The sequence below is a fragment of the Microbispora catharanthi genome (assembly GCF_006334915.2).
Taxonomy (GTDB): Bacteria; Actinomycetota; Actinomycetes; order Streptosporangiales; family Streptosporangiaceae; genus Microbispora; species Microbispora catharanthi.
On sequence record NZ_VDMA02000015.1, the window covers coordinates 227,775 to 242,364 of the forward strand.

Below are 14,590 nucleotides of genomic sequence, written 5' to 3' on the forward strand. Positions count from 1 at the left end.
GTATCCAATGGCAGAAGGGCCACGACACCAGACTCGACCCCTCAAATCAGGACCGGTTTCCCCTCATTCCGGCCATCGGTGGCGTTTCTACCGGCCGGGCTCTCTAGGGTGTCCTCGTGACTGAGATTCGCGAGAAGGCCGCGGCCCTACGGGCGCTCCACGTGCCCGGCGACCCCGTCGTGCTGCCCAACGCCTGGGACGCCGCGTCGGCGCGCGCCGTCGAGGCCGCCGGCTTCCCCGCCGTCGCCACCGGCAGCGCGTCCGTCGCCGCCGCCCTGGGCTACGAGGACGGGCAGGACACGCCGGTGGACGAGATGTTCGCGGCCGTGGCCCGCATCACCCGCGCCGTCGCGGTCCCCGTGACCGCCGACGTCGAGCGCGGCTACGGCCTGAAGCCCGCCGAACTCGTCGAACGGCTCGCCGCCGCGGGCGCCGTGGGCTGCAACCTGGAGGACTCCGACCCGGCGACCGGAGCGATGATCGACCCCGGTGAGCAGGCGGACTTCCTGGCCGCCGTACGGGCGGCGGCGGCCGCGGCCGGGACCGACCTCGTGATCAACGCCCGCGTGGACACCTTCATCCACGGCTCGGGAACCCCCGGCGAGAGGCTCGCGGAGGCGCTCGACCGGGGCGGCCGCTACCTCACGGCCGGCGCCGACTGCGTCTACCCGATCCTCGCGAGCGACCCCGAGGTGATCGGCACCCTCGCCCGGGAGATCGGCGGCCCGGTCAACGTGCTGTTCCGGCCCGGCGTGCCGGCCATCCGCGACCTCGCGGCCCTCGGCGTGGCCAGGGTCAGCTTCGGTCCCGGCATCCACCGCGCGGCCCAGGCGTTCACGGCCCGCATGCTCGACGCGATCGCCCGGGGAGACGACCCCTTCCCGCCCGCCTGACCACGTCGGCCGGCCTACATCTCGCCGTACGACCAGCCCGACCAGCGCTCGACCCGGACGAGGATCGCGGGCCCGGCCGGGGGGCGCTCGCGATACTGGGCGTACTTGCGCACCAGCCACGCCACGGCCCGCTCGCGCTCGTCGCCGCCCTCCACGACGCGGGCGTGCCCGTCGGCGCGCACCCACCACAGCCGTTCCCAGTCGTCCTCGTAGTGGTCGGCGAGCAGGCAGACGCGGGGATCGTCGCGGATGTCGCGCAGCCGTCGCAGGTCGGTCGTGGCCTTCGGCTTGTGGTCCACCGCCGTCACCACGGTGCCCTTCTCACCGTCCCGCAGCACGGCGAACGTGACCGGGACGAGCCGCGGCGCACCCCCGGCGCCGGCGGTGGCGAGGCGGGCCACCGGGGCCGCCGCGAACAGCTCGCGCGCCCGCCCCTCGGGCATTCTCACCGGCCCAGCCTACGCAGAGTGAGCCTCCGGTCGCGGCCCCAGGCACGCTTGATCGTCTTTGTACGGCGGCCTATGGTGTCCGCCATGGAGGCATCTGAGTTACTCGAGCGGGCCCGCTCGCGCGCATCCGACCCCGAAGACCCCCTGGAAGTCCTGTCCGCCACGATCGCCCTGTGCCGGGACCTGTCCGGCGAACCGGGCGGCGAGGTGGACGCCCTGCTCGATCTCGCGGTGTACCGGGCCCGCGAGGCCGGCGCGTCCTGGACCGCCATCGGTGAGCGGTTCGGGTACATCAGGCGGAGCTCGCGCAGACGCTTCACGCCCGCCTTCGCCCACCGGCACCTGGTCAACCGCCGCATGAAGCGCGACGCCGCCTGCTCCTTCTGCCGCAGGCCGCCGGGCCCGCGCGTCCACATGGTCCACGGCGAGGGCGGGCGCATCTGCGACCGCTGCGTGGCACTGGCCGGCGACATCGTCGCCGGGCTGGCCCGCCGCGGCCGCTGACGCGCGTCAGGTGACGGTGAGCCGCCGCGCGTAGCGCTCGTCCCGCCACAGCTCCTCGCGGAGCACCTCGGCCAGCGCCGTCGCCGCGTCGTGCACGTCGACATGGCGCAGGTACAGCGGGGCGAAGCCGAAACGGACGAAGTCCGGCTCGCGGTAGTCGCCCACCACCCCCCGGTCCGCGAGCGCGCGCACCACGGGGTAGCCCTGCGGGTGAAGGTAGCTGACCTGGCTTCCCCGCCGCTCCGGGTCGCGCGGGGTGGCCAGGGTCAGCCCGAGCCCCGGGTCGACGAGATCGTCGAGCAGGTCGATGAACAGCGAGGTCAGGGCCACGCTCTTGGCTCTGACCTCGTCCAGGTCCACCCGCTCCCAGATGTCGAGGGACGCGTTCAGCGCGGCGTACGACAGGATCGGCGGGCTGCCCGTGGCGAAGCGGCGCACACCCGGGGCGGGGCGGTAGTGCGGTTCGAAGTCGAAGGGCGCGGCGTGGCCGTGCCAGCCCGACAGCACGTTGTGGACGGCGTCCTGGTGGCGCGGTGCGACATACAGGTAGGCGGGGGCCCCGGGCCCGCCGTTCAGGTACTTGTAGGTGCAGCCGACGGCGAAGTCCGCCTCGCCCACCCGCACGGGCAGCGCCCCGGCGCTGTGGCACAGGTCCCAGACCATGAGCGCCCCGGCCGCCCGGACCAGTCGCGTCACCGCCGCCATGTCCCTGGCCGCGCCGGTCCGGTAGTCCACGTGCGACAGCAGCACGAGCGCGACGTCCTCGCCGAGGGCGTCCTCCAGCGAAGGGCCGGTCTCGCCGACGTCCCTGATCTCGTACGCGCCGAGCGCCCGGGCGGCGCCCTCCACGACGTACCGGTCGGTGGGGAAGTTGTCGAGGTCGGAGACGATCACACGGCGGCCGGGCCGCAGCGGGAGGGCGGCCGTGACCACCTTGAAGATGTTCACCGAGGTGGAGTCGCCCGCCAGCACGTCGCCGGGGCGCGCGCCGATGAGGGGCGCGATGCGGTCGCCGGTGCTCTGCGGCATGTCCCACCAGCCGGCCGTGTTCCAGCTCGCCCCGAGATGCACCCCCCACTCGGTCTCGACCGTGTGGGCCACGCGTTCCGGCGTACGCCTCGGTAGCGCGCCGAGCGAGTTGCCCAGCAGGTAGACGACCCCGGGAGGCAGCGAGAACTCGTCCCTGAACTCCCCGAGCGGGTCCTTGGCGTCGAGGTCCTGGCATTCGGCACGGCTGGGAACCATCGGCAACTCCTTCGTCAACGCATTATGTACCGAAATATCCGATCTTGTCGTGGTCGTGATGACAGAGCGTTCCCGGTGTCGGCAATACCGGAAGGGACCGTTCCACGGATGCGGACGGCTATAACCCCCATAGATCGCCACACCGGCACGATCAGCCAAAAGTAAGCACAAGACGCACCCAAGACTCTGTGCGATCGTGGACAAGACGGGGCAAGTTCTCTGGAGACGCCAAACCCCCGTTGGTGACAGAGGGTGATCAAACGTGACGGAATCCCCGTCGGTGCATCACGAGTCCCCGATCTATCGCCGCATCGCCGACAGGCTGCGCGATCAGATCCTGTCCGGAGCACTCGGTGACGGCGACCGGCTACCGGGCGAGAACGCGCTCATGAAGGAGCACGGCGTCGCACGGGCCACCGCGCGGCAGGCGCTCGCCGTGCTGATCAACGAAGGGCTCGCCGTGCCGAAGCGGGGATCGGGCGTCTATGTGCGGCTGTTCCGCCCCATCCGCCGCCACGGGTCCCGCCGGCTCTCGCGGGAGCAGTGGGCCCAGGGCCTGGCCATCTGGGACTCCGACACCAAGGGCCGGTCGTACGTCGTGGACGAGGTGACCATCCTGCGCGAGCCGGCGAGCGAGCAGGTCGCCCGCGTGCTCGGCACCGGCGAGGTGTGGGTGCGCCGCCGCCGCTACTCGGTCGACGGCCGTCCGGTGCAGCTCGCGGCCTCCCACTTTCCCGCCGATCTCGTGGAGGGCACGGCGGTCGTCCTGCCCGACACCGGTCCGGGCGGGGTGTACGCCCGGCTGGGCGAGCTCGGCCGGGCTCCCGTCCACTTCAGCGAGGAGGTGCGGGCGCGGATGCCGCTGCCCGGGGAGGCCGAGTCGCTGAGCCTTCCGGCCGGCACGCCGGTGATCTCCGTCACCCGGGTGGCCTTCGCCGAAGGGGGCGTGCCGGTCGAGGTCAACGAGATGATCCTGGACGCGGCGTCGTATGTACTCCAGTACGACTTCGACGCCTAGGTCAAGAGGCAACGTTGACCTGACCATCCCGATCATTGATTTCTCTAGAGATGTCCCGCACCTTGAGGAGGAGACGTCAAGAACACCCGGGCATGCGGCGAGGGAAGGTGTACGGATGTCCTTGGACCGACGCCTCGCCGAGATCGCCCGGGAGTTTCCGGAGTGGACGATCTGGCGGAGTGACGCGGGCCGGTGGTGGGCGACCCGGCACCACCCGCTCACCTCGGCGCAGCGGGCGGCGGGATGCGCGATGACCATCGACGCCGACGAGCCCGACGGACTGCGTGAGCTGTTGCGCGAGCAGGAGGCACGCGCCGCCGATCCATGAGCGCGGAAGCCCCCGACCCGATCGGGGGCGGGGGCTTCCGCTACCAGTCCTCACATGCTCCGTCACACGACCACGCGGTCACACGATCACGCGGCCACACGACCACGCCGTCACCGGCACCGGCGGGCTCGCCTGCCGGCTCACTTGTTGGCGACCGACTCCCCGTCCGGCAGGGCACGCCGCACACGGCCGAGGTTGACGTCGGTGTCCTCGGGCGACGGCGTCACGTCGTGACCGTTCTCGTGGCGTCCGTCGTCCACGATCAGGACCGCGTCGTCCTCGTCGCCGTCCGTCGGCCCCTGACCGGTGGCGGCGTCATTCGCCTCATGCCCGGACGGCGCGGCCTCCAGGGCCTGCCGCGGGTCCTCGACCAGCTCGTGCCGCTGCTCGTACGACTGATCGTGCCCCTGGTCAGGCGCGCCCGCGGCGATGGCGTGCACCTGCGGCGCGGGCGGCAGCACGGCGGCCTCGTCGATCAGCGGGCCGGCCGCGGTCTCGCGGTGCATCAGGTCGCCGAGCACCGAGCCGATCTCGTTGAGCCGGCGCACGACCTCCGTGTGGGTGTCGGTGAGGTAGGCCACCCGGCGGCCGGTGTGCTCGTCCAGCGCGTTCACCCGCTGCTGCGCCGCCGCCAGCATGGCCTCGGCCTGCCCGCGCGCCTCCACGAGCAGCCGCTCCGCCTCCATCCGGGCGGCGGAGAGCTGCCGCTCCCCCTCCGCTCGGGCGGAGCGCAGGGTCTCATCCGCCTCCGCGCGGGCCGCCCCCAGCGTCCCCTCCGCGTCCGCGCCCGCCTGCGCAAGCAGCCGCTCCGACGTGGCGGTGGCGTCGGCGACGCGGCGTTCGGCCTCCTCCTGGGCGGCGGCCCTGATCGCGTCGGCCTGCTCACGCGCCGACGTCACCAGCCGTTCGGCCTCGGCCGCCGAGGTCTCGCGCAGCCTTCTGGCCTCCGCCTCGGACGCCTCCTTGTTGGCCGCCGCCTCCTCCTGCGCCAGCTTGAGTATCTGGCTGAGCCGCTCCCCCAGCTCGTCGGGGTTCTGCGGCGACTCCGTCATCCTCCGCCGCGCCTCGGCCAGCTCCAGGCGGCTCTGCTCCGCCTGGTCGATCGTGCGAGCGAGCCGTTCCTCCAGGTCCCGGATCTGGTTGCGGGTCCGGACCATGTAGTCGTGGACCTGCCTGCGGCTGTACCCACGCATCACGACTTCGAAGGAGTCGTCACTCATCAGGTCGGGGAAATTGTCGGTCTGATTCGTCATGAGAAACCCTGGGGTTGGAGATAACGACGGTAACGCAGCCAGGACACGACTTTCCTGCTATCCGTCGCACATCGCAACCTGAACGCCTCGAGCGGCCGGCGGAACGGACGCCGCATCGGGCCGGGCGCGGGGCTCGTGGGATCATGGCCCCATGCCGTACATCGCCGACCTGGACGACGACGCCACGCCGATCATCCATCCCGAGGCATGGGTGGCCCCCGGGGCGGTGATCGTCGGGAGGGTGCGGCTCGGACGCGGCGCGAACGTCTGGTACGGCTCTGTGCTGCGCGGCGACGACGAGCGCATCGAGGTCGGCGCCGAGGTCAACATCCAGGACCTGTGCTGCCTGCACGCCGATCCCCGTGAGCCCGCGATCCTGGAGGACCGGGTGAGTCTCGGCCACCGGGCGATGGTGCACGGCGCGCACATCGAGACCGGCGCCCTCGTGGGCATCGGGGCGGTCGTGCTCGGCGGGGCGGTCGTCGGGGCCGGGTCCCTGATCGCGGCCGGGGCCGTCGTGCCGCCCGGCCGCCGCATCCCGGCGGGCGTGCTGGTCGCGGGCGTGCCGGGGAAGGTCGTCCGCGAGCTCACCGACGACGACCGCGCCTCCTTCGCGCGCACGCCGGACAACTACCTCGCCAAGGCCCGCCGTCACGCCGCGGCCTCGGTTCGGTCCCGATGAGCGTGCCGGCCAGCGCCAGGTGGTCGGACAGCTCCGGGTCGGTCCTGATGACCTCGGCTCCGCCCGGACGGTAGTCGGCCTCGGTCGCGAAGATGTAGTCGATCTTCCGGCCGCCGCGCGTGGTGGGCTCGCCGCCCCGGCGCGCGACCCCGCACGAGTCGGCGTCGACCTCGGTGTAGCCGCCCTCGCCCAGGCCCATGCCGTACACGTCGGTCAGCTGGTCGTGACCGGGCTCGCGGTTGAAGTCGCCGGTGAGGATCACCGGGGCGTTCCCGGCGTACGTCGACACCAGTCCGGTGACCTGCCGCGGGGTCTCGGTGTCGGAGATGTGGGTCACGCAGCAGACCGAGCGGCGCGGGCCGACCCGGCCGGTGGCGCACAGCAGGCCGCGCGGGTGGATCGTCTCACCCGGCACGGCCGGGGCGTGGTCGGTGCGCAGCAGCCGCCGCAGCGGCGGGCCGTCCGCACCGTTCTTCAGCGCCAGCGCCATGCCGAAGGTCTTGCCGTCGGGCGGGGCCGTGTCCGGGGTGAGGTCGCTCCACAACGTGCGGCACCGGTCCTCGCGGCCCGGCCCGCCGCCCTTGGCGTAGCCGTACCAGACCAGGCGGTAGCCGGGCAGCTCACGCCGGAGCAGGCCCACCTGGGCGTAGCACATCTCGGTGAACGAGGCGACGTCCACGTCCCTCGACCGGATCAGCGCGGAGACCTGACCGGCCCAGGTCCTGCGGTGCCCGGGAGTGAGGTCGCGTACGCAGGTGCCGGCGCTGTTGCCCGCCGCGCAGACGTTGTAGGTGAGGACGTTCACCCGGTAGGTGTCGGCCGCCGGTGGAAGACCGGCCACCACAACCGCAACAACCGCCACTCCCGTGACAAACGCCCCCATACGTGGAGAAGCTAGTCAGAGGTGGATCAACCGATCCAGGCGCCTGTGGTGAAATTTCCGACATTGATTGCCCACACCGGCGCGGCGACCGCGAGGTAAGCCATCATGACCCAGGGCCTTCGGCTGCCGACGACGCCGACCGAGATGTAGAGCGGCCACCACAGCAGCGACGCCCGGCCCACCGACATGTAGAACGACGACATCGCCAGCAGCGCCACCGCCTGCGGCGCCAGGTAGGCGACGTCGGCCCAGTTGCGCCGGACCAGCCGCGCGATGATCAACAGGACCAGCACGAGCGCCGACAGGATCTCCTCGCGGTACGACGTCGCCAGGACGGGCTCGTTGAGCGACCTGTGCCAGGTGTCGATGAACACGTTCCAGGGCGCCTCGGGATAGCGGCCCCAGTACTGCGCCTCCGCCGCCTTCCACGCCATCAGGTCGCCGGTGCGGTGCCAGAGGTAGATCATGTAGGCCAGCACCGGCACGCCCGGCAGCACCAGCCACGGCGCGTTCCGCCATCCCTTCGGGGCACGCAGCCCGTCGCGCGAGACGAGGAACTGCACGACCAGACCGAGGGCGAGGAAGAGCCCGGAGACGCGGATCGACGACGCGAAGGCGGCGCAGACGGCGGCGTACTCCCACCGGCCCCGGCGCGCCAGCAGCCACGCGGGGATGGCCAGCGCGAGGAACAGCCCCTCCGTGTAGCCGGCGAGCAGGAACACCGCGAACGGGCTGAGGAAGAACGCCAGCACGGCCCAGGGGCCGCTGCCCTCCCGGTACGACTCGCTCAGCCGCGACAGCGCCACCGCCACGACGGCGCTCGCGACGAGCGAGATCAGGACGAGGGCGAGCCTCAGGTCCGGGATGAACACGTGCAGGGAGCGCAGCAGCAGCGGCAGACCCGGGAAGAACGCGACGAGCCGCGGCGCGTCCGGGTCGTCCGGCCGGCCGTCGTAGCCGTACTTCGCGATGTCCATGAAGTTGTAGGAGTCATACCGGTTGAACCGGTCGAGGATCGCGTCCTCCGTACGGCCCGGCGCCGCGAGGATCAGGTAGATGTAGGAGGCGATCTGCCAGAAGAACCAGATGAGCAGGGCCGTGCGGTCGGGCGAGTGGACGAGCCACCACGTCGCCCAGCGTCTCCGGCCCGAGTGCGGCCCCGTCTGCTCACCGGTCGCCGTCCCGCCAGGGGTGTCCACGGGCGCCATCTTCTCCGATGCCTCGTCCGCGCCCCGCTCGCGGGCGGTCCCGGCCTGCTGGATCTCCGTCACGAGCACCTATGGAATACGCCACGGCAGCCCATGCCAAGTGGCCGGCACCCCCCGGGATACCCACCAACCCGAAGAAATACGCATATGTGCTGCTCAATGCCTCCCAACGCGTGAAACTTTCACAGACGGTCTCCGCCGCACCGGGCGCTCCCGCCGCCTCCGGGACCGGCGAGCTACCATCGGATCCAGCGAGGGGACCGCCGGAGTTCGTCCCGGCATTCGTGTGCCCCGGAGGGGCATCGGCCTGCTCCGGCTGCGTCAACCGGGATAAGCGAGAAGCCGTCCTCTCCGGAGGACGGAGGTCACTGCCGCGTGTACTGGGACGGGTTCACCACGATGGAGCACGACGTGCGCGCCGTCGTCGGCGACCCTCGGTGGACGTTGCTTCCCCCCGTCACCCGGGCGCACACCCTGGCTCAGCGGGCGCTGGTCACTCCGGACGGCGCCCAGTGGCTGTTCGGCGCGCACGCCCGCTGGTATCGCCTCGACCGCGTCGACGGCCGCTGGCACCTGTCGGCTCCCCCGCTGCATCCGGCCGTCCGCTCCGGCGCACGGCCGAGCCCGCCGGGCGTGGCGATCCCGCCCGCGCTGATCCCCGCGGGCCCCGACTTCGCGTACGACCGCGGGTCCACCCAGGGGTTCGTCGGCCCGGACGTCCCGCACGAGATCACCGAACGGCTCCGCGCGCTGCTGCTCGCCCACCGTGGGCTGCGCCGGGAGGACTTCCCCCTCGGTGGCAGCGTCTACCAGCAGATCTTCGCCCGCGACGTGGCCTCGACGGTGGCCGCCGTGTGGGGCACGATCATGTGGTGCGCCTACGCGCCCGCCTTCGACGGCAACGAGGTCATGCTGTCGATGTTCGGCGAGTTCCTGGCCCGGCCGCTGCCCGGGGACGACTGGGTGCGCTGGCTGCCCATGGGCTCGCTCGACGCGCTCGTGGCCCTCTACGCCGAGCGGATGCGCTCCGGCGCGCGGGAGGCGGGGCTGCGCCTGGCCGGGCTGATGGCCGAGACCGCCACCGTGCTGCGCGCCGACCCCCGGTTCCGGCCGCGCGCCGACGCGCTGATCGCGATGGCCGAGCCGCTGCTCGGCAGCCCCTGGCTGGACCAGCACGCCATGCCCGGCGGCGCCGTACGGCAGGCCTGGCTGTCACGCTGCCCGCCGCACCTCGTCCCGGCCACGCTCCCCGAATGGGCGCCGGGCGAGCACTTCCGGCACACCCTGTACGACCTGATCGAGGCCCTGGGCTACACGGCCGCACGCGGGATGGATCCGCGGGCCGTGGCGGCCGCGCTGCTCGCCGCCGACGTGTCGAGCGTGTGCGGCGTGTCCGAGCCCGCCTGGGCGGCGCCGGGCAGTTCGCGCACCGCGCACGTGGTCACCGCGCTCTATCCGTGGATGGACGACGAACTCCGGCAGGCCCTCTATCTCGCGCTCGCCGAGCCCACCCACCCGCTGCGGGGCTGCTGGCCGGCCGGCGGCGAGCTGCCGCCGGGGCTGGTCCCGCCCGACCGGGAGACGGCCGCCGCCCTGCTCGGCTCCGCGTACGCGACCGGCCTGGCCTGGTGCGCCCTGACCGGCACGCCCGCGCCGCCCGAGGGCTTCGCGGTATGCTCCGCGGTCGTGAAGTGCCTGATCCACCAGCGGGACGACCCGCGCCCGCAGGAGGCGGCGGAGCGGCGCAAGCCCGACCTGGACGAGTCCGGCGGTTGGCTGTTCGAAACATCCAATTCGGATATTTCGTCCTTACCTCCGCTTTAGCAACCCCTTCCCCCCATCACCGTCTTTTTCATCGAATTGTGATCTCGGTATCGGGGAAATGGTCCCGGAGGGACGAGGGGTGCGGGTCGGAATGGTCACGATGGGCCATGTCGCGGCAGGGTACCCGGACGTAACCTCGTGATGGGTGTGGGCTGCGGAAGGAAGGACGACGCGGTGGGGCACGATGACCTGGACTCTCGGGTCCACGACCGTGTCGCGTTGGACGAAATCGCGCTCTACGCCGAGGTGCTGGAGGCCGTGAACATCACGGAGAACCGACTGACCTTGGAAGAGCTCGACAACGCGCTCGGATTGCGGACTTCGGCGAGCCGCTGAAGGCACTGAGAGCACGGACCGTCCCGGGCATATGGTGGGCCCGGGACGGTTGCTCAACCGCGATGATCCGTCCGGCCGCCCGGACGGGCGATCATCGGCAGGCCGTCACGAACAGGCGATGCCCAACAGGCGTCACGACCTGACGAGCCGGGCGATGGCCGCCGAGGCCTCCTTCACCTTCTCATCGGCCTCCGGGCCTCCGCTCTTGACGGCGTCGGCGACGCAGTGGGCGATGTGGTCCTCCAGCAGGCCGAGCGCCACCGCCTGGAGGGCGCGGGTGGCCGCCGAGACCTGAGTGAGGATGTCGATGCAGTAGGCCTCCTCGTCCACCATCCGCTGCAGTCCCCGGATCTGTCCCTCGATCCGGCGCAGGCGGGTGAGGTAGGCCTGCTTGTCCCCGCTGTACCCGTGCATCCTTCAACGATACCCGTAACCGGTATCCAGCGTCGCGGTCCCGATACGGCGGGTAGGGCGGGCGGTGCCGGGAATGCATCCATGAACCGGTTCGTAGCGGCGCTGGAGTCGCGGATGGGAACCCAGGCTGTCCTCCGTACGCTGCCGTTCGCCGCCATGGCGACGGTGGTCGTGCTCGACCTGCTCGCCGGGCCGTCCCTGGGCCTGCTGCCGTTGCTGACCCTCGGGCCCGCGCTGGCCGCCGTGACGGGCGGCGTGCGCCACACGGCGCTGGCCGGGCTGGTCGCGCTCGTCCTGTCCGTGCCGCTGGCCTATCACGACGAGCTGCTCGGCCGTCCGCAGATCACCATCACGCTGGTCGCGATCGTCGGGGTCACCACGGCCGCCATGCTGGCGTGCCGGCTCCGGGCCGAGGGCGAGCGCAAGCTCGCGGACGTCCGTCTCGTCGCCGAGACGGTCCAGCGCGTGCTGCTGCCCCCGGTGCCCCGCCGCGCGGGCGACCTGCGCATCGCCCTGTCCTACACCTCCGCCGCCGTGGAGGCACGCATCGGCGGGGACCTGTACGACATCGCCAGGGGGCCGGGCGGCGTCCGGCTGATCGTCGGCGACGTGCAGGGCAAGGGCCTGGACGCGGTGGAGACGGCGGCCTCGGTGGTCGGCGCCTTCCGGGAGGCCGCCTACGACGAGCCGGCGCTCGCCGATGTCGGCCGGCGTCTGGAGGACCACCTCGCGCGGCGGCTCGGCGGGGAGAAGTTCGTCACCGCCGTGCTCGCGGAGGTGCGTGAGGGCGAGATCTCGCTGCTCAACTACGGCCACCCGCCGCCTCTGCTGCTCACGTGCGACGGCCGTGTCCACCGGCTCGAACCGCGTGAGGAGGCGCCGCCGCTCGGCCTGGTCGCGCTCGCCCCCACCGGCCCCGAGCCGTACGGATGCGCGTTCCGCGAGGGCGACCAGATCCTCTTCTACACCGACGGCGTGTGCGAGGCGCGCGACCGGGGTGGATCCTTCTATCCCCTGGAGGACCGGGCGCCCCGCCTGCTGCGGGCGGGCGACCCGCAGGACGCCCTCGACCTGCTGGAACGCGACCTGGTCCTGCACGTCGGCGGGCCCGTCCCGGACGACGCCGCCATGCTGCTCGTCCGCAGGGAACGGCCCTGACGGTCTGGCCCGGGCATCATTTGCCATGTGCAATCATTGACGGACAGCAGCTCCGGCGGGTCGTGAGGCGACGGCCGGACGGCAGGGTCGGGTGAGCAGGGGCGAGCGCGAGTGGAACCGGGAAGGCACGGACAGCCCGACACCTTCTCCATGCTCACCGTTCTGGACGAGGACGTCGTCGTCATCCGGATGTTCGGCGACCTGGACCTGGGCTCCGCCCACTCGCTGCGCGCCTGTCTGGCCGAGGCCGTCGGGCTGCGCACGCCGCCCCGGATCGTGATCGACGCCGACGGGCTCAAGTTCTGCGACTCGACCGGGCTGAGCGTCCTCATGGGAGCCCTGACCGCCGTCAGGGCGGCCGGCGGGCGCCTGGCGCTCAGCGGCGCCCACGGGCGCTTCGCCCGGATGCTCAGGATCACCGGCCTCGACACGGAGCTGCCGATCCACGACTCCGTCGCCGCCGCCGCCGCGTACCTCACCAAGCCCGGCGACTGATTCAGCCCGGCGGGCGCCCACTGCACCGGCCCCGCATGGCGTCTCCATGGTGGCGATGAGACCGCCTCTCGGAGGCCTGGGGCCTGTAGATCTGGCCTGATGGGGAACCGGCGCTACGGTATCGGCGGCCCGAGAACCGACGCTTACGGGGTTCGGAGACGCCAGATCTGGTTGGAGCTGCCCCGGCAGTTCGCCTGCAGGACGTTGGCGCCGTGGGCGCGGCTGGCGTCCTGTACGTCCAGGCACTTGCCGCTGTGCCGGGCGATCAGCTCGAAGGGGGTGCCGGTGCCGCGCCATTTCGGTCCGGGCATCGTCCGCATCTTCCACTGCTGGTTGTAACCCGGGGACCAGCAGGTCGCCTGCAGGACGTTGGCGCCGTGGAAGCGGCTGGCGTCCTGTACGTCCAGGCACTTGCCGCTGTGCCGGGCGACGAGCTTGAAGTAGCCGCCGTCGGTTGGCACGAGGCGCCACTGCTGGTTCTTTCCGTTCACGCAGTACGCCTGCAGGACGTTGGCGCCGTGGGCGCGACTGGCGTCTTGAACGTCCAAGCACCTGCCACTGTGGTCGGCGACGATCTCGTAGTAGGTGGTTTCGGCGTGGGCGACACCCGTTCCGGTGAGGGCGAGGCCGGCGATCGCGGTCGAGGCGACGGCAAGGGCACGGCGGATTTCCGCGAAGGACATGATCTTTTCCTCTTTCATGTGATCCAGAGTGGGTGTGACGAGCGGATTCCTCACGAGTAGGGCCTACTCATTTCCGGGATCTCGGTACGACCGCCCCAGGTCGACAATGAATCGGGCGAGTGCGACCCGTTTGCGGAACAGGTCGTACAGCTCGGGGGTGGGCTCATGGTCAAGGAACTCGAGGGGGATCGCGGTCCACGCGCTGCGCAGCACGAGCGCGGCGACGTAGCCGAAGGAGACCTCGCAGGGGTCCGCGATCCCGGCCGTCGCGGCGGCGTACGCGGCCTCGATCGCCTCGTGGACGGCGGGCAGGTCGGCGGGGTCGAGTTCGCCGGTGTGCGCCCGGCCGACCAGGAGCTGGCCGAGGTCGAAGCCCACGGCCGCCGGGTGCGGCCAGCTCCAGTCGACGGCCACGAACTCGGCCGAGCCGTCGGAGGGGATCAGCAGGTTCATGGGGCCGGCGTCGCCATGGACGAGGGTGTGGGGGAGGCGGTCGAGCGCGTCGAGCAGCGGGCCGATCCGGTCGGCGAGGGCGAGCAGGTCGGCCTGGAGCAGGGGGTCGGCGTACCGGGCGACGAGAGGGTGGCGCCACGTCGCCGGGTCCCGCAGGATCGGCAGGAACAGGTTGGCGACCGGACCCGCGCAGAACCAGTGGAGTCCACGGTTCAGCGGATCGCGCGGCGTCGAGGACCGGCCTGCCACGGGCCGTCCGGCGGCCAGATCGCCCAGCAGGCGGGCGGCGGCGCGGTAGCGGTCCAGATCCCACGTGGCGGGTGCGACCGGTACGTCCTCCAGCCACATGACGAGCCGGTCGTCCCCCAGGTCGTCCAACCGGTATATGCGGGGCAGCCGCAGCCCGTCGGGAAGCGGGCGACGGGCGAGGTAGGCGTCCGCGTCGGCCCGCCAGGGGAACTGCGCCAGCGCGTCGGCCCGCATCTCCTCGGGCATTTTCTCGAACCAGGCCGAGTGCTTGATCGCATGGATCGACTTGACGAAGAACGACCAGTTCACGCCGCTGGTCGTCGTGCCGCGCACGCGATGGAGCGAGGCCGTCGACAGCGCCCCGGAACCGAAGTGGAAGGGCTCGACGTGCTGCTCCGCGATCTCGGCCAGGGGATCGCCGAGGCTCTCGCGGACCAGGTCCGTCAGATCGGTGGCCGGTGTCAGGATCATGGGCCCAGCCTGGCGCACGGAATTCGCCCTCGCATGAGCACGGC

The 14,590-nt window shown here is 71.8% G+C and carries 16 protein-coding genes; 8 read left to right on the forward strand and 8 right to left on the reverse strand.

The annotated features are described in order from the left end of the window. The first annotated feature begins 116 nt into the window (after positions 1–116). Positions 117–893: an isocitrate lyase/PEP mutase family protein gene (locus FH610_RS26845; protein ID WP_139577590.1), complete on the forward strand. Its 777-nt coding sequence runs from the start codon at positions 117–119 to the stop codon at positions 891–893. Between the two features lie 14 nt (positions 894–907). On the opposite strand, the gene FH610_RS26850 is transcribed toward FH610_RS26845, so the two are convergent. Further along, a complete protein-coding gene (locus tag FH610_RS26850; RefSeq protein WP_139577644.1) occupies positions 908–1,336 on the reverse strand; it encodes a TIGR03668 family PPOX class F420-dependent oxidoreductase in 429 nt (142 codons plus the stop codon). Between the two features lie 90 nt (positions 1,337–1,426). On the opposite strand from FH610_RS26850, the gene FH610_RS26855 reads away from it, so the two are divergent. After that, positions 1,427–1,846 (forward strand): ClpX C4-type zinc finger protein, encoded by a 420-nt coding sequence (locus tag FH610_RS26855; protein WP_161628086.1) that lies wholly within the window; start codon positions 1,427–1,429, stop codon positions 1,844–1,846. Positions 1,847–1,852: 6 nt separating this feature from the next. On the opposite strand, the gene kynU is transcribed toward FH610_RS26855, so the two are convergent. Beyond that, positions 1,853–3,091 carry a kynureninase gene (kynU, locus tag FH610_RS26860; RefSeq protein WP_139577592.1) on the reverse strand — a complete coding sequence of 413 codons (1,239 nt, stop codon included), beginning with the start codon at positions 3,089–3,091 and terminating at the stop codon, positions 1,853–1,855. A gap of 262 nt (positions 3,092–3,353) precedes the next feature. Between kynU and FH610_RS26865 the strand changes: the two genes are divergently transcribed. Together FH610_RS26865 and FH610_RS26870 are read left to right on the forward strand one after the other, a co-directional pair. Next, positions 3,354–4,109: a GntR family transcriptional regulator gene (locus FH610_RS26865; protein ID WP_139577593.1), complete on the forward strand. Its 756-nt coding sequence runs from the start codon at positions 3,354–3,356 to the stop codon at positions 4,107–4,109. A 115-nt stretch (positions 4,110–4,224) separates the two neighbouring features. Beyond that, positions 4,225–4,437: a hypothetical protein gene (locus FH610_RS26870; protein ID WP_139577594.1), complete on the forward strand. Its 213-nt coding sequence runs from the start codon at positions 4,225–4,227 to the stop codon at positions 4,435–4,437. A gap of 140 nt (positions 4,438–4,577) precedes the next feature. Here FH610_RS26870 and FH610_RS26875 read toward each other — a convergent pair whose 3' ends face one another. Continuing rightward, entirely contained in the window at positions 4,578–5,690 is a 1,113-nt protein-coding gene (locus FH610_RS26875; RefSeq protein WP_139577595.1) for a hypothetical protein, read from the reverse strand. A 151-nt stretch (positions 5,691–5,841) separates the two neighbouring features. Between FH610_RS26875 and FH610_RS26880 the strand changes: the two genes are divergently transcribed. Further along, on the forward strand, positions 5,842–6,372 hold the full coding sequence (locus FH610_RS26880; RefSeq protein WP_139577596.1) for a gamma carbonic anhydrase family protein: 531 nt from the start codon (positions 5,842–5,844) through the stop codon (positions 6,370–6,372). Here FH610_RS26880 and FH610_RS26885 read toward each other — a convergent pair. Then, positions 6,278–7,255 carry an endonuclease/exonuclease/phosphatase family protein gene (locus FH610_RS26885; protein WP_139577597.1) on the reverse strand — a complete coding sequence of 326 codons (978 nt, stop codon included), beginning with the start codon at positions 7,253–7,255 and terminating at the stop codon, positions 6,278–6,280. The genes FH610_RS26880 and FH610_RS26885 overlap by 95 nt on opposite strands. Positions 7,256–7,281: 26 nt before the next feature. Further along, a complete protein-coding gene (locus FH610_RS26890; RefSeq protein WP_139577598.1) occupies positions 7,282–8,526 on the reverse strand; it encodes a mannosyltransferase family protein in 1,245 nt (414 codons plus the stop codon). A 312-nt stretch (positions 8,527–8,838) separates the two neighbouring features. Here FH610_RS26890 and FH610_RS26895 point away from each other — a divergent pair, with 312 nt between their 5' ends. Further along, the gene (locus tag FH610_RS26895) at positions 8,839–10,287 is read left to right on the forward strand and encodes a hypothetical protein (protein ID WP_205826082.1); all 1,449 of its coding nucleotides are present in this window, start codon (positions 8,839–8,841) and stop codon (positions 10,285–10,287) included. A 468-nt stretch (positions 10,288–10,755) separates the two neighbouring features. On the opposite strand, the gene FH610_RS26900 is transcribed toward FH610_RS26895, so the two are convergent. Beyond that, positions 10,756–11,037, reverse strand: a complete 282-nt coding sequence (locus tag FH610_RS26900; protein WP_139577599.1) for a metal-sensitive transcriptional regulator — start codon at positions 11,035–11,037, stop codon at positions 10,756–10,758. Between the two features lie 81 nt (positions 11,038–11,118). Between FH610_RS26900 and FH610_RS26905 the strand changes: the two genes are divergently transcribed. After that, complete coding sequence (locus tag FH610_RS26905; protein ID WP_205826083.1) at positions 11,119–12,195, forward strand: PP2C family protein-serine/threonine phosphatase; 1,077 nt, start codon at positions 11,119–11,121, stop codon at positions 12,193–12,195. Between the two features lie 150 nt (positions 12,196–12,345). After that, positions 12,346–12,690, forward strand: coding sequence for an STAS domain-containing protein (locus FH610_RS26910; RefSeq protein ID WP_139577600.1), 345 nt, complete (start codon positions 12,346–12,348; stop codon positions 12,688–12,690). Positions 12,691–12,833: 143 nt separating this feature from the next. Here FH610_RS26910 and FH610_RS26915 read toward each other — a convergent pair whose 3' ends face one another. Beyond that, a complete protein-coding gene (locus FH610_RS26915; protein WP_161628087.1) occupies positions 12,834–13,373 on the reverse strand; it encodes an RICIN domain-containing protein in 540 nt (179 codons plus the stop codon). A gap of 63 nt (positions 13,374–13,436) precedes the next feature. Beyond that, entirely contained in the window at positions 13,437–14,546 is a 1,110-nt protein-coding gene (locus FH610_RS26920; protein ID WP_139577602.1) for a phosphotransferase, read from the reverse strand. Positions 14,547–14,590: the final 44 nt, after the last annotated feature.